Annotated in this window: 23 protein-coding genes; 14 read left to right on the top strand and 9 right to left on the bottom strand. The window is 60.1% G+C overall.

From position 1 onward, the window contains the following. The coding region (locus VK725_RS06750) for a UDP-N-acetylglucosamine 1-carboxyvinyltransferase (RefSeq protein ID WP_325317291.1) at positions 1 to 705 on the top strand (705 nt) is incomplete at its 5' end. 47 nt (positions 706 to 752) lie between these two features. Here the strand turns inward: VK725_RS06750 and VK725_RS06745 are convergent. The 3 genes from VK725_RS06745 to purM form a co-directional block, all read right to left on the bottom strand. Beyond that, a complete protein-coding gene (locus tag VK725_RS06745) occupies positions 753 to 1,457 on the bottom strand; it encodes a DUF3108 domain-containing protein (RefSeq protein ID WP_325317290.1) in 705 nt (234 codons plus the stop codon). A 52-nt stretch (positions 1,458 to 1,509) separates the two neighbouring features. Continuing rightward, positions 1,510 to 2,172, bottom strand: coding sequence for a phosphoribosylglycinamide formyltransferase (gene purN / locus VK725_RS06740; RefSeq protein WP_325317289.1), 663 nt, complete (start codon positions 2,170 to 2,172; stop codon positions 1,510 to 1,512). 139 nt (positions 2,173 to 2,311) lie between these two features. Continuing rightward, positions 2,312 to 3,340: a phosphoribosylformylglycinamidine cyclo-ligase gene (gene purM / locus VK725_RS06735; protein WP_325317288.1), complete on the bottom strand. Its 1,029-nt coding sequence runs from the start codon at positions 3,338 to 3,340 to the stop codon at positions 2,312 to 2,314. 97 nt (positions 3,341 to 3,437) lie between these two features. Between purM and VK725_RS06730 the strand changes: the two genes are divergently transcribed. The 7 genes from VK725_RS06730 (at position 3,438) to VK725_RS06700 (ending at position 8,489) form a co-directional block, all read left to right on the top strand. Then, positions 3,438 to 4,445, top strand: coding sequence for a DUF2066 domain-containing protein (locus VK725_RS06730; RefSeq protein ID WP_325317287.1), 1,008 nt, complete (start codon positions 3,438 to 3,440; stop codon positions 4,443 to 4,445). A 234-nt stretch (positions 4,446 to 4,679) separates the two neighbouring features. After that, the gene (locus VK725_RS06725) at positions 4,680 to 5,258 is read left to right on the top strand and encodes a CDP-alcohol phosphatidyltransferase family protein (RefSeq protein WP_325317286.1); all 579 of its coding nucleotides are present in this window, start codon (positions 4,680 to 4,682) and stop codon (positions 5,256 to 5,258) included. A gap of 89 nt (positions 5,259 to 5,347) precedes the next feature. After that, positions 5,348 to 6,508, top strand: a complete 1,161-nt coding sequence (locus VK725_RS06720) for an AI-2E family transporter (RefSeq protein ID WP_414648459.1) — start codon at positions 5,348 to 5,350, stop codon at positions 6,506 to 6,508. Continuing rightward, positions 6,505 to 7,200 (top strand): DnaA regulatory inactivator Hda, encoded by a 696-nt coding sequence (gene hda / locus VK725_RS06715; protein WP_325317284.1) that lies wholly within the window; start codon positions 6,505 to 6,507, stop codon positions 7,198 to 7,200. The genes VK725_RS06720 and hda overlap by 4 nt, the downstream gene beginning before the upstream one ends. Positions 7,201 to 7,281: 81 nt before the next feature. Further along, complete coding sequence (locus tag VK725_RS06710) at positions 7,282 to 7,668, top strand: VOC family protein (protein WP_325317283.1); 387 nt, start codon at positions 7,282 to 7,284, stop codon at positions 7,666 to 7,668. 53 nt (positions 7,669 to 7,721) lie between these two features. After that, on the top strand, positions 7,722 to 8,036 hold the full coding sequence (locus tag VK725_RS06705; RefSeq protein ID WP_325317282.1) for an antibiotic biosynthesis monooxygenase family protein: 315 nt from the start codon (positions 7,722 to 7,724) through the stop codon (positions 8,034 to 8,036). A gap of 111 nt (positions 8,037 to 8,147) precedes the next feature. Next, positions 8,148 to 8,489 (top strand): VOC family protein, encoded by a 342-nt coding sequence (locus VK725_RS06700; protein WP_325317281.1) that lies wholly within the window; start codon positions 8,148 to 8,150, stop codon positions 8,487 to 8,489. 39 nt (positions 8,490 to 8,528) lie between these two features. On the opposite strand, the gene VK725_RS06695 is transcribed toward VK725_RS06700, so the two are convergent. Then, a complete protein-coding gene (locus VK725_RS06695) occupies positions 8,529 to 9,332 on the bottom strand; it encodes an inositol monophosphatase family protein (RefSeq protein WP_325317280.1) in 804 nt (267 codons plus the stop codon). 142 nt (positions 9,333 to 9,474) lie between these two features. Between VK725_RS06695 and VK725_RS06690 the strand changes: the two genes are divergently transcribed. Continuing rightward, complete coding sequence (locus VK725_RS06690; protein ID WP_325317292.1) at positions 9,475 to 10,233, top strand: RNA methyltransferase; 759 nt, start codon at positions 9,475 to 9,477, stop codon at positions 10,231 to 10,233. Positions 10,234 to 10,247: 14 nt separating this feature from the next. Here the strand turns inward: VK725_RS06690 and VK725_RS06685 are convergent, their stop codons facing one another. Beyond that, the gene (locus VK725_RS06685; RefSeq protein ID WP_325317279.1) at positions 10,248 to 11,564 is read right to left on the bottom strand and encodes a hemolysin family protein; all 1,317 of its coding nucleotides are present in this window, start codon (positions 11,562 to 11,564) and stop codon (positions 10,248 to 10,250) included. A gap of 137 nt (positions 11,565 to 11,701) precedes the next feature. Between VK725_RS06685 and VK725_RS06680 the strand changes: the two genes are divergently transcribed. Both VK725_RS06680 and VK725_RS06675 read left to right on the top strand, forming a co-directional pair. Further along, positions 11,702 to 12,331, top strand: coding sequence for a pit accessory protein (locus VK725_RS06680; RefSeq protein ID WP_325317278.1), 630 nt, complete (start codon positions 11,702 to 11,704; stop codon positions 12,329 to 12,331). A 57-nt stretch (positions 12,332 to 12,388) separates the two neighbouring features. Further along, positions 12,389 to 13,510, top strand: a complete 1,122-nt coding sequence (locus VK725_RS06675; protein WP_325317277.1) for an inorganic phosphate transporter — start codon at positions 12,389 to 12,391, stop codon at positions 13,508 to 13,510. Here VK725_RS06675 and VK725_RS06670 read toward each other — a convergent pair whose 3' ends face one another. Next, a complete protein-coding gene (locus VK725_RS06670; RefSeq protein WP_325317276.1) occupies positions 13,511 to 13,915 on the bottom strand; it encodes a hypothetical protein in 405 nt (134 codons plus the stop codon). It lies immediately after the preceding gene. Positions 13,916 to 14,064: 149 nt separating this feature from the next. Here VK725_RS06670 and VK725_RS06665 point away from each other — a divergent pair, with 149 nt between their 5' ends. Together VK725_RS06665 and recQ are read left to right on the top strand one after the other, a co-directional pair. Then, entirely contained in the window at positions 14,065 to 14,406 is a 342-nt protein-coding gene (locus tag VK725_RS06665) for an MGMT family protein (protein WP_325317275.1), read from the top strand. A 97-nt stretch (positions 14,407 to 14,503) separates the two neighbouring features. Beyond that, the gene (recQ, locus tag VK725_RS06660) at positions 14,504 to 16,318 is read left to right on the top strand and encodes a DNA helicase RecQ (RefSeq protein ID WP_325317274.1); all 1,815 of its coding nucleotides are present in this window, start codon (positions 14,504 to 14,506) and stop codon (positions 16,316 to 16,318) included. Between the two features lie 24 nt (positions 16,319 to 16,342). Here the strand turns inward: recQ and VK725_RS06655 are convergent, their stop codons facing one another. From VK725_RS06655 to VK725_RS06645, 3 genes are all read right to left on the bottom strand, one after another. Beyond that, positions 16,343 to 16,681, bottom strand: a complete 339-nt coding sequence (locus tag VK725_RS06655) for a hypothetical protein (protein ID WP_325317273.1) — start codon at positions 16,679 to 16,681, stop codon at positions 16,343 to 16,345. Between the two features lie 135 nt (positions 16,682 to 16,816). Next, the gene (locus VK725_RS06650; protein WP_325317272.1) at positions 16,817 to 17,161 is read right to left on the bottom strand and encodes an MliC family protein; all 345 of its coding nucleotides are present in this window, start codon (positions 17,159 to 17,161) and stop codon (positions 16,817 to 16,819) included. Between the two features lie 71 nt (positions 17,162 to 17,232). Then, positions 17,233 to 17,622, bottom strand: coding sequence for a thioredoxin family protein (locus tag VK725_RS06645; protein WP_325317271.1), 390 nt, complete (start codon positions 17,620 to 17,622; stop codon positions 17,233 to 17,235). Between the two features lie 167 nt (positions 17,623 to 17,789). Here VK725_RS06645 and VK725_RS06640 point away from each other — a divergent pair. Then, positions 17,790 to 18,125, top strand: a 336-nt coding sequence (locus VK725_RS06640; protein ID WP_414648458.1) for a cytochrome c biogenesis CcdA family protein, incomplete at its 3' end; no start/stop codon positions are given.

Raw genomic sequence — 18,125 nt, 5'->3', positions numbered from 1 at the left:
GCGGCGCAGGAGCCGGAAGTCGTCGATCTTGCCAATTGCCTCAATGCGATGGGTGCGCAGATCGAAGGCGCGGGCACATCGACGATGGTGATTCACGGCGTCGAGCGACTGCACGGCGCATCGTACGAAGTACTGCCCGATCGCATCGAAACCGGCACGTTCCTCGTCGGCGCAGCCATGACCGGCGGCAAGGTTCGTGCTCGCAATGCTCGCGCCAACACGCTCGATGCCGTGCTCGCCAAACTGGAAGAAGCCGGCGCGCATATTTCGACCGGTCCGGACTGGATCGAGCTGGATATGCAGGGTCGTCGTCCGAAGGCTGTAAACATCACCACGGCACCGTACCCGGCATTCCCGACCGACATGCAGGCGCAGTTCACCGCGCTCAACTGCGTGGCCGAGGGCGTGGGCATCATCACCGAGACGGTGTTCGAAAACCGCTTCATGCACGCGCACGAATTGCAGCGCCTTGGCGCGGACATTCGTCTTGAAGGCAACACCGCGATCATCCAGGGCGTGGACAAGATGAGCGGCGCCCCGATCATGGCAACCGATCTGCGCGCATCGGCGTGTCTGGTGCTGGCTGGCCTGGTTGCAGAGGGCGACACGACGGTGGATCGCGTGTATCACATCGATCGCGGTTACGAGAATATCGAAGAGAAGCTCAGCACATTGGGTGCGAAGATTCGACGCTTGCCGACCTGATGCATCAAATACGAAACGGGCCGCTGATGCGGCCCGTTTTTTTTTGCTCAGTTGGCGCTGAACTGGCTCAGCTGCATGGTCAGATCGCCACCTTCGGTTTGCACCAGTTTCACCGGAAGCGGGTATTGCTTCACGTACCACGCTTCGAAGTGCTTGTCCGAATCCGTGCGTGCCACGCGCTCGGCGTTAAAGGTGCCCGCGGGAACCTGGACCGATTCCGAGGCCTGCACTTTGTATTGCTGATGCTCGACCTGCTGTTTCACGCCTACCGGTAGCGTGACGCTGTGGCTGCCGCCGGCCAATGCGAGACCCAGCGCCAGCGGAAAGGTATTCCCGTCGACCATGCCCGGGACAGCCGCGTAATTGGTCGTGCCTTTGTTGTCGGTGACGGTGACTTGATTGCTGTTCCAGTTCACCTGCATCGTGCGCTCTTTGGTTTTCAGTGCGCTGACTTTGGACGTGTAGTTTTCCGTTTCCGGTGTGTCGTTGTGCCAGCGAAAACGTGTCACGGCGTTGGAATTGACGCCGAGCATGGCGGCCAAACCAGAAGTGCCTTTCATTTGGTTGCTGTATTCGTATTCACCATTGCCGAGCGACTTCAGTGTGATGGTCGCCTGACCCATCGCTTCGCCCTCGCGCAATACCTGATAGGTCGCGGTGAACGATTTCGGCGGCGCTGCAAACACAGCGGTAGCGAAGGTGGCCAGCGCAAGGCCGGCGAGCAGGGTTCGGGAGAGTTTGAGTGTGCGCATGGATCGGCAGTGTACGCAGCGATCCTGAACGTCTCGTTGCGGAAACGCGGGCTCAGCGTATGAGCTTTCCGTCATGCCATCGCAAGGGTTTGCGAAGTGGTTCGCCGTCGAAGGCGACGCCACTGTTCCTCAGTGCAAGGCGGTCATCGGCGATCAGGGAAACGACCGCGGAAAGTAGTTGATGCTCAAGCGGTAGAAGCTTGGCCGCCAACGTGTTTTCGTCATCACCGGCTTCGATCGGCAGCAGGGTCTGGGCGATGACCGGACCGCCATCCAGTTCTGCAGTGACGTAATGCACGCTGGCGCCATGTTCGGCATCGCCTGCCTTCAACGCACGGCGGTGCGTGTGCAGGCCGCGATATTTCGGCAGTAGCGACGGATGGATATTGATCATCCGCCCAACCCACGGTTTCAACGCATCGCCATCGATGATGCGCATGAAGCCCGCAAGGACCAATACATCCGGTTTGCTGGCGGCGATGCGTTCGAACAAGGCGATATCGTAATCGCGACGTTCGGCGTAGTCGCGCGGCTCCAGTAACAGCGTTGGTACGCCTGCCATGCGCGCGAGCTGCAAGGCCGCAGCGTCGGCTTTGTCGCTGGCTAACAAGACGAAATCGGCTGATAACTCGCCACGTTCGCGCGCAGCCAGCAGCGCGGCGAAATTACTGCCACGTCCGGAAGCGAGTACTGCGATGCGAAGCGGAGAAGGCATGTGCGATGAGGTAAGTATTTTCGACCGTCATCCCAGCGTAAGCTGGGATCCAGTGACTTTAAAGCGTTGAATCGCGTGCGCTACGCATCAGTATTCGACTGAGCAACTGCCCGCGCCACCATGACTTGCGCGCAAACCATCAGCCGATGTGAACGCGCTCGTCGCCTTGTGCCTTAACGACTTCGCCGATCACGGAGCTGGCAAGACCATGCTTGGCGAGCAGCGCCGCCGCCGCACTCACCGCATCGCGCGGCAACAGAATGGTGAAGCCGACGCCGCAGTTGAACGTGCGCCACATTTCCTCGCGCGCCACGTTGCCTTCGCGCATCAGCCATTCGAACACCGGCGGCAGCTTGATGGCCGATGCATCGATCTTCAGGCCCAGGCCATCAGGCACCACGCGAATAATGTTTTCTTTCAGGCCGCCGCCCGTGATGTGCGCCATCCCATGCACCGGCATCGACTTCAGTAGTTCCAGCATCGGCTTCACGTAAATCGTGGTTGGCGCCATCAGTGCATCGGCGAGCTTGACGCCACCCAAGTCCAGATCGAACGGGCTGCCGGCGCGTTCGACAATCTTGCGAATCAGCGAATAACCGTTGGAGTGCGGACCGGACGATGCCACGCCCAGAATTACGTCGCCCGCAACGATGCCATCGCCACTGAGCAAGGCGTCTTTTTCCACCGCGCCGACGGTGAAACCAGCAAGATCGTATTCACCCGGCGGATACATATCCGGCATTTCGGCGGTTTCGCCGCCGATCAACGCGCAGCCGGCGAGTTCGCAGCCTTTGGCGATGCCGCCGACCACGGCGACTGTGGTGTCGACATCCAGCTTGCCGGTCGCAAAGTAATCGAGGAAGAACAACGGTTCGGCGCCTTGCACCAACACATCGTTCACACACATGCCAACCAGGTCGATGCCGATCGTGTCGTGGCGACCCAACTGTTGCGCAAGCTTGAGCTTGGTGCCCACGCCATCGGTACCGGAGACCAGCACCGGCTCCTTGTAGCGTGTGCCGAGGTTGAACAAACCGCCAAAACCGCCCAGGCCGCCCATGACTTCGGGACGGAAGGTGCGCTTGACCAGCGGTTTGATGCGTTCGACCACGGCATTGCCGGCATCGATATCCACGCCAGCGGCGCGGTAGGTGAGGGCGTCGGACATGGTGAAACCTGCGTCACGGAAAACGTCCAATGATAGACGTTAGGGGTCGGATTGGGCAGACTTCGACCCAAATCCCCTGCCTTGAGCCCGGCCACCCATGCGCCTGACACGCTTGCTGTTCGCCACCTTGCTGCTTGGCCTGATCGCCGGCCTGCCGCAGATTGCCTTGAGTCAGGCCGCGCCGCCGCCGCCCACGTCGCCGTATACCGTGGTGGTGCCGGTCACGGACACCAGCGACGCGCAGCGTACGCAGGCCTTCTCCGCGGCACTGGGGCAGGTGCTGGCGCGCGTGTCGGGTGGCCAGGATCTGCGCGGCAAGGCCGGTTACGACGATGCCATGCAGAACGCCGCCGGTATCGTGAAAGTCTTTCAGTACCAGCGCGGACCCGGCAATCCGCCCAGCATGACGCTGGCGGTGACATTCGATCAGGGCGCTGTCCAGCGTGTCGTCACGCAGATGGGCGCGGCGACGGCCGGCGTGAAACCGCCCGTGCTGCTGGTGGTGCGCGGTAGCGATGGCAACGTGCTCGGCAAAGACGATCTCGGTGGGCTGGCCGATGCCGTGAGCAAGCATGGTTATCAGGTGACGTATGCCGATCCCACGCAGCTACCCGATGTGGGCCAGCTGGCAGGTGCAGATCCGGCAGCGCTCGCTGCCATTACACGCATTTACAAAACCGGCCTCGTGCTGATGGGTGACATGCACAACGGCAGCGCCGACTGGACGTTGATCAGCGGTGGCCTTGCTCAGCATTGGAGTACGCAAGGCACCAGCGAAGATGCGATGTTCGCCGACGCCGGCAAAAGCGCAACGGATCGCCTTGGCCAGACGCTCAACGTGATCGGTTCGGGCCAGGTCGACGGCAAGCTTTGGATATCGGGTCTGCATTCGGCGATGGATTACGCCAATTTGCTTTCCACCTTGCGCGCCGATCCCACGGTGCAAAAAGTCAGCACGCTTGGTGCGCAGGACGACGGCGTGATGTTGGATGTCAAAGCGGGAACACCGCTGGCGACCCTGTCTGCAAATCTCACCGCGGGCGGTCGCCTGATGCAAGGCACGTCGCACGACGGTGCCGACGTAACCCTGCGCTGGCTTCACTAAGAGCCTGTTCAACGTCTCGGCGTGGCCCGCGCCGGATCTGTTTGCCTGCTGGGCAAGGAGGAACGAAGGCGTGTATGTCGATACACAACTGAGTGAGGACGTAGCCCGGCGGGCAAACAGATCCGGCCCTTCGGGTTGCCCCGGTGCGACCGTCATGCGGCCGCGCACTACCACCTGTCGGCCGCTCCGTGGCAACGCGGGCTACGCCGAGACGTTGAACAGGCTCTGACGACCATGGCCGTCGCGATGCCAGCTGCGTCGCAATCGCCCTGGCGGCATCTGCCCAACGCCATCTCGATGCTACGGGTCGTTCTGGTAGCTCCCATTTGTTGGTTGTTGTTGCATCGAAGCTGGTCGTCGTCGCTCGCGTTTGTCGCGGTTGCCGGCGTGTCCGATGGCGTGGATGGTTTTCTGGCTCGCCACTACGGCTGGCAGAGTCGCCTTGGCGGCATGCTCGATGCCATCGCCGACAAGTTGCTGCTGGTCAGCTGCTTCGTGATTCTGGCGTGGCTTGGCGAGGTGCCTTTGTGGCTCACGTCAATCGTCTGCGCACGCGATCTGATCATTGCGTCGGGGGCCGTGCTATGGCGATGGCTGATCGGGCGCATCTATCCGCAGCCGAGCCTGTTATCCAAGGCATGCACCTTCATGCAGATCGTCTATCTGGTGTGCGTGCTGATGGCGCTGGCGCGCTGGCCTGCGCCGTCTTCTTTCGTATTCATGTGGCTGGTGGCTGGCTTGTGCGTGGCCAGCGGCCTGGACTACGTCGTGCGCTGGTCGCACCGCGCGTGGCAGGCGCGTAACGCCTCCTAGCGCATGCTGATCGAATGCTTTGAACCCGCCGCCACATAAGCCAAACTTGCCTACCGCACCCGGCTGTCACTCATGAGCTACTCGTGTCCATAAGCCAAGAGACCTCCCGCCGCTGGCAATTGCTGGCGATCACCGTGGTGATCGCGCTGTTCATCTGGCTGCTTGCGCCGGTGCTGATGCCCTTCGCCATTGCGGCGATGCTGGCGTATCTGGGCGATCCACTGGCCAATCGACTCGAACGGCTTGGCCTGGGACGCACGTTGGCCGTCAGCATTGTGTTTGTCGTGCTGATCCTCGTCATCGTCGCCACGCTGTTGCTGCTGGTGCCACTGATTGCGCGTCAGATCGAAAACCTCGTGGAGAACTTTCCGCGTTATGTGGAATGGGCGAGGAATGTGGCGATGCCGTGGCTGCAGACAAAGCTGCATCTGGATCCCAATGCGTTCGATACCGATCGGTTGATGGCACAGATCAAGGAGCACATCGGGTCCATCGGCAGCGTGCTTGGCACCTTGTCACGCTCCGGTTTTGGCGTGGTGATGTGGCTGACTAATCTGGTGTTGATTCCGGTTGTATGGTTTTACCTGCTGCGCGATTGGGACCGCCTCGTCGGGTGGATCGATCGCATCCTGCCGCGTTCGATCGAACCCACCGTTGCGCACCTGGCGCGCGAAGCGGACGCAGTGCTTGGTGCATTCGTGCGCGGGCAATTGCTGGTGATGTTGGCGCTTGCAATCTACTACGGCGTAGCGTTGACGCTGATCGGCATTTCGGTCGGTCCGCTGATTGGTATGGTGGCGGGTCTTCTCAGTTTCGTTCCGTATCTGGGTTTCATCACCGGTTTTGCCGCGGCGATTATCGCCTCGCTCGTGACGCACGGCGATTGGACGCATTTGCTTATGGTGATTGGCGTGTTTGTCGTTGGCCAGTTGCTGGAAGGCTATGTACTGGTGCCGCGACTGGTCGGCGAGAAGATCGGCTTGCATCCGGTAGCCGTGATTTTCGCCGTGCTGGCCGGTGGCTATCTCTTTGGCTTTCTGGGCGTGTTGCTCGCCCTGCCGGCCGCGTCGGTCATTCTCGTGTTGTTGCGCTACCTGGCGCAGCGCTACAAACAGAGTGATCTGTACACCGAAGAAGGCGAGCCCGATGCGGTAATCGCTGAAGTGGATGTCACGGTCAGCAAAGATGCGCAAGGTGACATGAAAACTGAAGCGCATATTGTTGAAGGCGAGCAGCCGCACAAGCCATGACCGCGCAGTTGCCTCTCAGTCTGCGTTGGCCGCGTCGCCAGCGTTTTGAACATTTTCATGCCGGTGCCAATGCTGTCGCCGTTGCCGCTGTTGGCGAGCTTGCAACAAAAAAGGGTGCTCCTTGGTTGTACTTAAGCGGTCCGTCGGGCAGCGGCAAGAGCCATCTGCTGCTTGCTGCGTGTCAGAGTGCGAGTGAAGTGGGGCATACGGTTCAATATCTTCCGTTGAAAGCGCTGAAGGACCATGCATCGGTCATTCGCGGGGTGGCGGGCAGCGAGTTTCTCGCGCTGGATGATCTTGAGGCGCTGGCCGGTCAACCCGATGCCGAACATGCATTGTTCGATCTCTACAATCGAGCGCGTGCCGAAGGAACGGCGCTGCTGTTCGCGGCCGAAGCGGTGCCAGCGCAGCTGCTACTGACACTTCCGGATTTGCGTTCGCGCCTTGGTGCATGCACGCAGTTCGCGCTCAAGCCGTTGGACGATGCAGAACGCCGCGTAGTGTTGAAGCAACAGGCCGCATTGCGTGGCATCGAATTGGACGATGCAGTGCTCGATTGGCTGTTCGCGCGTTACGTACGCGATCTGGGCGCGTTGCTCGATCTGCTCGATCGCCTGGATCAGGCGTCGCTGGCGGCGCAACGGCGCATTACCATACCGTTTCTACGAACGTTTCTGCGCGAACATCCCTAGCGTGCTCTGATTGCAATGTATTCGGTGTAGTCTGGGTTCGCTGTTTCTGCGATAGCTGCCTTAGACATCATCGGAGAAAACATGATCGACCACACCGGCCTCTCCGCTAGCGACTTCGATAAAAGCAAAGCGTTTTACACCAAGGCACTGTCTGCCATCGGTTATGCGCTGCTGATGGAATTTCCCGCGTCAGTAACCGGGAACACCGATGTTGCAGGTTTCGGTGAGCCGCCGAAGCCGGATTTTTGGATCTATAAAGGTGTGGCGAATAATCCCCCTGTCCATGTGGCATTTCGCGTTTCCAGTCGCGCGATCGTCGATGCGTTCTACAAGGCGGCGATGGCGGCTGGTGGTCGGGACAACGGTGCGCCGGGTGTTCGTCCGCATTATCACGAGCACTACTACGGTGCTTTCGTGCTTGATCCGGATGGCAACAATATCGAAGCTGTCTGCCATTCGCCGGCATAGTGGTGGCCGCGCGGTGTAAATGATCCCAAAGCGCGTTGTTAAGAGGTGACGTGATGATCTGTCGCATCTGGCATGGCCGAACGTCTCGCGAACGGGCCGATCGCTACGCTGCGTTTTTGGAGCAGCGTGCCATCCCGGATTATCGATCGGTGCCGGGCAATATCGACGTCGCGGTGTTGCGCCGCGATGAAGGCGATGTCACCCACTTTCTGACAATGACGCATTGGGTATCGGAACAGGCGATCCGTCATTTTGCCGGAGACGATATCCTGAAAGCCAAGTATTACCCGGAAGATGCCGATTTCCTGCTCGAGTTCGAGCCGGAGGTGAAACATTTCGAGGTGGTTGCAAGGCAGGTGCCACCCTGAGTCGGGTGCATCCAAGGAGAGAGATGCCAAAAGCGAGCATATGCATGTAGTTGTTAGCGGTGTACGTCAGCGGAATCAACCAGATCGTGATCCTTGCAGAGGGTGAATGTCATGACAAACGGGTTTCGTTCTTCGCGCGACGTGATCATCCGCACGGAAGATTGGGATGCGGCGACCAGGTTCTACGCAACCTCGTTGGGTCTGGAGATTGTTCATCGCGGCGAAAACATCGTCGGTTTCGAAGCCGGTGCCTTTCGTCTCTACGTGGAAAAGGGCAAGCCGCACGGTCCGGTTTTCGAATTTCTGGTGCCGGATGTTCAAGCCGCCAAGGAGCGGTTGCTTGCGGCAGGATGCACGTTGCTGGAGGAAAACCCGGCGGTACCGCGTTGCTACCTCCGCGATCCATTCGGCATGACTTACAACATCGGGTTGCTCGATCCGTCAGCGACATAAATAAAAAAGGCGCCTCGCGGCGCCTTTTTGGGATAGGTATCAAGCCTTCAAGAGCGACGGCGTAGCGTTAGCGCTGATGGCCTCCGTCATCGCCTTCACCACATGCAGATTGCCCGCAACGATATTGCCGCTTTCAGGAAGGCCGTCGCGGCCGGCGAAATCGCAGTACTGACCGCCTGCTTCGCGCACCAGCAGCGCGCCAGCTGCCATATCCCACGGCTTCAAGCCGATTTCGAAGAACCCGTCGTAGCGGCCGGCTGCGGTATAGGCCAGATCCAGCGCAGCTGAGCCGGAGCGACGAATATCTTCAGCTTGCGACAGCAACGCGCGCGTCATGGCCAGCTGCGAATCCAGATGCGCGCGCTGACGATAGGGAAAGCCTGTCGCGATCATGGCGCCGTTGAGGTCCTCGCGCTTGGTCACGCGCATGCGGCGATCGTTGAGGTACGCGCCATCGCCCTTGCTGGCGGTGAACAGCTCGTCGCGCAACGGATCGAACACCACGGCATAAACGGGCTCGCCCTTGTCGAGCAGGGCGATGGATACGCTGAAGTGCGGAATGCCGCGCAGGTAGTTGTGCGTGCCGTCGAGCGGATCGATCACCCACACCAAATGGCCTTTACCCGTGGCTCCACTTTCCTCGGCGAGGATGGCGTGAGTGGGGTAGGCGCGGCGCAGTTCCTTGACGATCTCCGCTTCCGCCAGTTTGTCGACCTCGGACGCGAAGTCCATGCGTTGCTTTTCGACGACGTTGAGGCCATCGATGCGGTTCATGTAACGCAGGATTACGTTACCGGCGGAGCGCGCGGCGCGTACCGCGACGTTGACGGCGGGTCTGGTCATGGCTTTGGCTTGGCAAAAGAACGGGTTAGCGGCCGCGGATTCTAGCAGAGTGCCGCCGCGGACGGGCCCGGAACCGGTCTTGGCGGCCAAAAGGCACCATCTCCACTATCCTTTTCAGCCATTTGCCAGCCATCCGATCCGCATGACCGACCCCGATCTCGCCCGTCTTTTTCGCTTCGTTCTCGTCCGCACCTCGCATCCGGGCAACATCGGCAGCGCGGCGCGGGCCATGCGGACCATGGGTTTTACCCGCATGGAACTGGTGGCGCCGCATAAATTTCCCGACCGCGAGGCCTCGGCCATGGCGGCCGGGGCCGATGATGTGCTGGAAGGGGCAGGGGTCCATCGGGGGCTGATCGAGAGTCTGGCCGGCTCCAGTCTGGCCTTTGGTCTGTCTGCGCGGCGGCGTGGCGTGAACCTGCCGGAGCTGACGCCGCGCGAGGGCGCGATGCAGGCACTCGCGGCCGCGCAGCGCGGCGAGCAGGTGGCGTTCGTCTTTGGCAACGAGCGCACCGGGCTGGAGAACGAGGAACTGGCACGCTGCCATGCGATGGTACGCATTCCCAGCGTGGACGATTTCAGCTCACTCAATCTGTCGCAAGCGGTGCAGGTGATGGCTTACGAGTTGCGCGTTGCGTGGCTCGGCGAAAGTATTTCGGCAGCACCACCGTTGCATGACGAGCCGCCTGCCGATGCAGCGCAGATGGAACGCTTCTACGAACACCTGGCGCAAACGCTGGACGACATCGATTTCCACAAAGGCCGAGCGGCCACGACGATCATGTTGCGGTTACGCAAACTTTTCCAGCGTGCCCAGATGGACGAGCGCGAGCTACGCATGTTGCACGGCATCCTTGCCGATGCGCAGCGCATGGCGCAGATAGCGGGGCAGAAGAAGTAACTCAACCTACGACGTCATTGTTCGTCGGCGACTTCGATTCGCGGTGCCGGTGTGATCAGCAGCTTGTCGATGCGCGCACCATCAAGATCGACCACTTCGAAACGAATGCCGTGCCATTCGAACACTTCACCCGTTTGCGGAATGTGTCCCAGCGCGGCCATCACCATGCCCGCGGCGGTACGGAAGTCGTGCTCGTCTTCACCGTACAGGTGGTCCACACGCAGCAATTCGCGCAGATCGTCGGTTGAAATTGCGCCGTCGACCAGCCAGCTGCCATCTTCGCGTTGCACGATCGGCGAGCTTTCTTCGTTGCCGTGACCAAGCTGGCTTGCGCCAACGACGGCAGCGAGCAAATCGTTGAGTGTCACGATGCCTTCGATATCGCCATATTCATCGACAACGAGCGCCATGGGTGTTTCGGCATCGCGGAATTCTTCGAGCAAGTCGAGCGCGCGCGCGGTGGCGGGAACGTATAGCGGTTTGGCCAGGGTGCGAAAAAGTTCCAATTTTCCGGCCGTAATGCCGCCAAGCAGACTTTTCACTTCGACCACGCCGACGACGTCGCTTTCATCGCCACGATAAACCGGATAACGCGAGTATGGCGTTTGCCGCAGCACATCGAGGTTTTCCGATAGCGGCGCATTCATATCCAGCCATGCAATGCGCGTACGCGGACTCATCACGCTGTCCACCGTGCGATCGCCCAAACGCAACACGCGATTGACCATCGCCTGTTCGTCGGCATCGAGCACGCCTTGTTCGGTGCTTTCGGCAACCAGCAGTCGAATCTCTTCTTCCGTCGCTGCGTTTTGGCCACGATCTTTCACGCGCAGCAGTTTCAACAGCCCGGTGCTGGAGCGATTGAGCATCCATACAAACGGAGCCGTGGCACGTGAAAGCACCAGCATGGGCATCGCGACGACCGTTGCCACTTTCTCCGGTGCCGACAGCGCCAGACGTTTTGGCACCAGCTCGCCGACCACGATCTGGATGAAAGAGATCACGACGAATCCGAGCACGATACCGATGATGCGTGTGTATGGCGCTAGCCACACCAGGCTGCCGTTGTTAAGCAGTACCGCAATGTGGGATCCGATCGCGTCGCCAGCCACCGCGCCGGTGATCAGCATGACCAGCGTAATGCCCACCTGTACCGTGGACAGGAAATGCTCGGGCGCTTCCGCATGGCGCAATGCGATCTTCGCGCGCCGGCTTGTGCGCGCCATCTGTTTCAGGCGGCTCTTGCGCGAGGCGACCAGGGCCATCTCCGAAAGCGCGAAGAAGCCGTTACACAGGGCGAGGACGAGGACGAGCGCGATAGTTGTCAGCATCGCGACAGGACGAGAGGAGATGCAGGCATGGGCTCAGTGTAAGACACCGGAGGCCGCCGGTGGTGCGACGCGGCAGGCGCGTCCTGTAACATGCGCGTCACATTTGCCCCCCATTCCTCGGTTCAGGCGCTGCCCGCATGTTTTCACTCCAGACCATTTTTGGCAAAGGCGACAAGTTTTACGGCCTGCTTGAGGAGAGCGCAGAAGCCGCTCTCGAAAGCGCCAAGGCGCTGCACGAATTGGTGACGCAGGCCGATCGCGCGCCAGTGATGGCGGCCTTCGCATCGGCCCGGGCGCGCGAGAAGGCGTTGGCTTCGAAGATCAGCGAGGAGCTCGTCAACACCTTCGTCACGGCGCTGGATCGTGAGGACATCGAGGCGCTCAATACCTCGCTCTACAAAATTCCGAAGTCCATTGAGAAATTCGCCGAGCGTTACGAGGTCGTCTCCGGCCGTCTCACGGGTGTGGATTTTGCCCAGCGCACGTTGGTGCTCGCGCGTTCCGCCGAAGTGGTCGCGCAAATGATCGGCGAGTTGCGTCATGGTTTGCGCATCGGTCCGGTGAAGAAACTGCAGGATCGCTTGCAGACGCTGGAATCGGAAGGCGATCGCCTGCTGCTGGTGCCGTATCGCACGCTTTACATCGAAAGCGATGACGCGATGCGCGCGATGCTGGCCAAGGATCTGTTCGAGTTGATCGAGAAAGCCATCGACAAATGCCGCGACGTCGGCAACATCGTTTATTCCATCGTGCTGAAGAACTCCTGAGGACAACGCCGTGCACGCTTTCCCTTATGCATGGCACCGCCCGACGGGAGTTGGCGCATGAGTCTCGGTCTCGTCGCTGCGGTCGTGCTGATCGCACTCGCATTTACCTACATCAATGGTTTTCACGACACCGCCAACTCCATCGCAACGGTGGTGGCGACCAAGGTGCTTACGCCGGGACAGGCGGTGCTGCTGGCTGCCATCACCAACATGATCGGTGCGCTGTGGGGCACGGCTGTGGCGGCAACGATTGCCGCGGGTATCGTCAACACAGGAGTGGTGGAGGCCGGTCCGCAATTGCTGATTTGTGCGCTGCTGGCGGCCATCGTGTGGAATCTGATTACGTGGTGGCTGGGTTTGCCGTCCAGCTCCAGTCACGCCTTGGTAGGTTCGCTGGTGGGCGCGGCCATTGCGGCATCAGGCGGGCGCTTTTCCGCAGTGATCTGGGCGCAGGGTGCGCATTGGTGGGATGGCAAGGGCGTCATTCCGAAAGTGGTCGTGCCCATGGTCGTCTCGCCGTTGATGGGCTTCGTACTGGGCTTCCTGCTGATGGGCTCGCTCTACGCATTGCTTTCATGGTTCGCAAGTCAAAAGAACTTTCTGCGCTATTTGGGGCGCACGCCATTCGTCAACAGCTTCTTCGGCAAAGCGCAGATCGTGTCGGCAAGCGCCATGGGTTTGGCGCACGGCATGAACGACGCGCAAAAGAGCATGGGCATCATCGCGCTCGCGCTTGCCAGCGCGACGACAGCAGGGCAGTTCGATGGATTGCCTGGATGGCTTTCTTTCCTGCGCATTCACGCACCGACGGCGACGGGTTTTGCCGTGCCGTCATGGGTTGCTGTGGTGTGTGCGTTGACGATGGCCGCCGGCACGGCGGGCGGCGGTTGGCGCATCATCAAAACGCTGGGCCACAAGATGGTGAAGCTGCATCCGATCAATGGATTCGCTGCAGAAGGCAGTTCCGCGCTGGTGATTCTCGCGGCTTCGGCATTTGGCTTGCCGGTGTCGACCACGCATGTCGTATCGTCATCGATCATGGGCGTGGGCGCAGCAAAACGTTTCAACGCCATTCGCTGGTCGGTGGTCGAGCGCATGGTGTGGGCGTGGATTCTCACGCTGCCGGTGACAGCACTGCTTGCGTACGCGTTCGTTTCTGTGGCGCGTCTTTGGCTGTGATCAGAATGCGTCGCCGCCGTTGACGATCACCTGTTCCAGCTGATCGCCAAGGGTGCCCAGCTCATCGATCAGGCGGCGCAGCTCCTGCTGATTGAGCAGGTCGTAAGGCCGGTTCTCGCACAGATGCAGATAAGGCGATCCATCCAGATCGGTGACGGCCAGAAAGCCGTTGCGCTGCTCCCAATTGAAACGCAGGCAACGCTTGGGATCAGTACCTGAAAGCGGGCCGATGGGAGTGGAAATGCGCAGATAGCGTCGCCCGGTTTCATCTTCCAGCTCCGCCAGGTAAATGCCTTGATGACGCCCCTGCGGCAATGCCAGATCGAAGCTGATCAGATACGGATCGTTTTGCCTCAGCGTATGCAGGCTACCAATCAGCGAACGCACGGCCTCGAAATGATGCATACGGCGATCCGGACAGAAGGCGGATGGATGAGTACTGTGCCACGACTGCGGTAATTTTGCGTACACGGCATGATATTGAGCAGGTCTTTTCGGGCCGGTGCTGACGTCCACACAACCATCATCCGAGCATTCCTAACGGGCACACTGTTATGAAAGAGGAATATCTGCGGGTTTTCGCTGCCATCGCCGCCATTCCGCCAGGCCGCGTCGCCAGCTACGGTGCCATTGCCGCGCGCGCCGGATTGCCGGGCAGGGCGCGGCTTGTGGGAAGGCTGTTGGGCGAGGTGCCCGATGGCATGGTGTTGCCGTGGTTTCGTGTACTGCGCTCCAGCGGCCACATCGCCATGCCGCCCGGCAGCCGCGGTTACCGCGAGCAATGCCGCCTGCTAAAGGCCGAAGGCGTGGAAGTGAAAAACGGTCGCGTACCGTTGTCGCGTTTCGGTCTGGACGCCGATATTGATCATGCGATCTGGGGCATGCCCGAATCGTAATCGGACGACGTTTCGGGAAGGGCGATGACACTCTTCCATTCCCAGCAACCACACGGCATCCGTGAGTGATGTGGCGCAGTTTGTTAGGATGGTGCGGATGCCTGCCACCGCCCTCGACATTCTTCAGAGCGTTTTCGGTTACACCCGGTTTCGCGATCCGCAACAAGCCATTGTTGAACACGTTGCCGACGGTGGCGACGCGCTTGTGCTTATGCCAACGGGCGGCGGCAAGTCGTTGTGCTATCAGATTCCCGCGTTGCTAAGACAAGGCACGGGTATCGTCGTGTCGCCCTTGATTGCGTTGATGCAGGATCAGGTCGATGCGTTGCGCGAAGCCGGTGTCGCAGCGGCGTATCTCAATTCCAGTCTTGATGCGCAACAACAGCGCGAGGTGGAAAGGCAACTGCTGGCTGGCGAATTGAATTTGTTGTATGTCGCGCCAGAACGTCTGCTCACATCACGCTTTCTCGACTTGCTTGAGCGCACCGAAGTCGCGCTGTTCGCCATCGACGAAGCGCATTGCGTATCGCAATGGGGCCACGATTTTCGCCCGGAATACCGCGAACTCACCATCTTGCATCGGCGTTTTCCGAGCGTGCCGCGCATCGCGCTCACCGCAACGGCCGATCCGCGCACGCGCGAGGAGATTGTCGAGCGGCTCGCGTTGCAGCAGGCGCGTCAATTCGTTTCAAGCTTCGATCGCCCGAACATCCGCTATGTCGTTGCCCAGCGGCACAACCCGCGCAGTCAGCTCACCAGCTTTCTTGAGGGGCACCGTGGCGATGCGGGCATCGTGTATTGCCTCAGCCGTCGTAAAGTCGACGAAACAGCACAGTGGCTCTCCGATGCTGGCATTGCGGCATTGCCTTATCACGCAGGCCTCGATGCCGCCAAGCGCGCATCCAATCAACAACGCTTTCTGCGCGAAGACGGTGTGGTGATGGTGGCCACCGTGGCGTTCGGTATGGGCATCGACAAGCCTGATGTGCGCTTTGTCGTGCATCTGGATCTTCCACGCAGCATGGAGGGTTATTACCAGGAAACCGGTCGCGCCGGCCGCGACGGATTGCCTGCGAATGCGTGGATGATTTACGGCCTGTCAGACGTGGTCACCATGAGCCAGATGATTGCGCAGTCGGAGTCTGCGGATGAGCGCAAGCGTGTCGAACGGCAGAAACTCGAATCCCTGCTTGCGTATGCCGAAGCGACACGTTGCAGGCGCGAAGTGCTGCTGGGCGCATTTGGCGAAGATTTCCATGGCCCATGCGGCCGTTGCGATAACTGCATCGATCCGCCAAAAACCTGGGATGCCACAGTGTCGGCGCAGAAGGCGCTTTCGGCGGTGTATCGCAGCGGACAGCGTTTCGGGTCTGGACATGTCATCGACATTCTGCGCGGCATCGATAACGAGCGCATGAGTCAACTTGGTCATGATCGACTTACCACGTTCGGCATCGGCGCAGACATGGATGAGAAGCAATGGCGCTCCGTATTCCGGCAGCTTTTGGCAAGCGGCCTGCTTGCTACCGATGCGGAAGGTTTTGGCACATTGCGTCTTACCCCAACCAGCCGCGATGTACTGGTGGGTCATAAAGCCGTACACATGCGCGAAGAAACGCGCCCTGCGCGCAAGGCATCGCGTCGCCGCGACAGTCAGTTGGTGACGGGTGCGAGCCTGGGCATCGAGGCTTACGAGCAGCCGATGTGGGAAGCGCTGCGCACATTGCGTTCGAAACTGGCCAAACAGCATGGCGTCCCGGCTTACGTCATCTTCCACGATGCAACTTTACTGGCCATGCTGCGCGCACTACCTGAGACAGAAGAGGATCTCGCGTCCATCAGTGGCATTGGCGAAGCGAAACTCAAACGCTACGGCCGCGATTTCCTCGACGTGATCAACGCGAAAGATTGATCTGCCATAGAAGGCGGCCACCGATCAGCCGCGATCGGTCACGCCACGGTTTGGGCGGACCCACGCGCGGCGTGAACGGCGCACGTGCCCTTGCGAAGGATCGACGGCGGCAGTTCTGAATGTGCTGGTGGCACGTGCCAATCGTGCATGTGGCAACGCGGTGGAATCGCCCACATAACGCCATTCACTCAACGTCTGTGGAAGACGCGCCTGTGGCCACGCGATGCGTAAGGCCTCGAGCGCCGCCTCCGCGGAATCGTGGCGCGCCACTTCCAGCGCCTCGATCAGCGAGCGCCAGCGGTGACCATGCTTCACGATGCGAAAAAGGCCACGGCTGGACGGAAAAACGTACTGCGACTCCATCGGGAGATACTCCATTTCCGATGGCAAAAGGATGCCCGCCGTCGATGACGCGACGATTATTCCTATGCGTCATTACCGTGGCGGCCAGCAGTCTCTCCGATGACTGGCAGCCCAGGTTGTTAGAACGATGTAAGTTCAGGGTGCGTGGCAGGCCACACCGGCTGCGCTGGCGATGGTTTCTCCGGGCGCCAGAGCCGCGAGGCTGCCCTCGTGCATACCCTTGGTCCACCATTGCCAGCCGTCACCGGTGTAGCGCGCTCCGTCGGCCGACATCGCGATACGCAACGTATGTGTCTGACCGTCGATTTTGATCTGCGCCGTTTTGGTATCCGGATATTCCGCTTGCACGACGCGCCCGTCCGCGCATGCATAGCTGATCCACGATGAGGGCGTACTTGCCTGGGCGTGACTCGCATCTGTGGACGCACATCCACTCACAACCAGCATCGATATGGCGAGCAAAACATTCGGAGTGCGCATAGCCGGCCCTCGTTTTGATGAGAGCCAGCATAGAACGAATGCAGCGTGCTGTCCTGCGGCAGGAGCTACCGTCAATGCAGCGCAGATTCGGCCAACGATTTGATTTGTCCGGGATCGGTTATGCCCACGGTTCGTCCAACTTCTTTGTTGCCGTGATAGGCAATCAATGTGCTTTGCGTTGTAATGCCCAAGGCCTGCTTTTCAGCCGCCTGATTATCGTAATCAAGTCGAAGGATCACGAGTTTTGCGAAGGCAGGATCGTTGGCCATCGCGTCGATGGTCGGCGCCTGTTTGCGACAGGTCGGACACCAGCTCGCATACGCATCCACCAACACTGGTTCGCCCGCCGCCTGTGCCGCTTTCAGTGCGGCGGTGCTGAAAGGTTGAATCGGCGCAGCCAGGGCGACGGATGTGAAAGCCAAGCCAATTGCGACAAGCGAGAACATTCGAAGTGTGTGCATAGGGCGTCCCTTGCGTAGGTGGTCAAACCATTATTCGATGGCAGGGCGGCGCGGGTTACAGCGAGGAGGAATGTAACCTCGACGCAGCGCGATCCGAAGACACAGGCAACAGATGTCTACGGAGGCTTTGACATGTTCATCGGCGTTGCCTGCCTGGTTAGGTATTTATGAGCGGTAGCCTCAATCCACTCGTTGCCTACGCGGCCGGTGTGTTGACGATTTTGTCCCCCTGCGTAATTCCGCTTGTGCCCATCGTGCTGGGAAGTGCTGCGCAACGTCATCGCTTTGGGCCACTCGCGTTGGCGATTGGACTCGTCGCCTCGTTCACGCTGGCTGGCTTTCTTATCGCTACCGTCGGTGCGTCCGTGGGGTTGGATGGCGAAAGAGTTCGCAAGATAAGTGCGATCCTTTTGCTCCTGGTAGGTATCGCATTGCTGATTCCACGAGCGCAGGGTTGGCTGGAACACATCATGGGCCCCCTCGCGAGCTGGGCAGGAGAACGT

The organism is Dyella sp., assembly GCF_035486915.1.
Classification (GTDB): Bacteria; Pseudomonadota; Gammaproteobacteria; order Xanthomonadales; family Rhodanobacteraceae; genus Dyella_B.
Note: the sequence above shows the minus strand (reverse complement) of the source record. Positions and strands in the feature narration are given on the sequence as shown.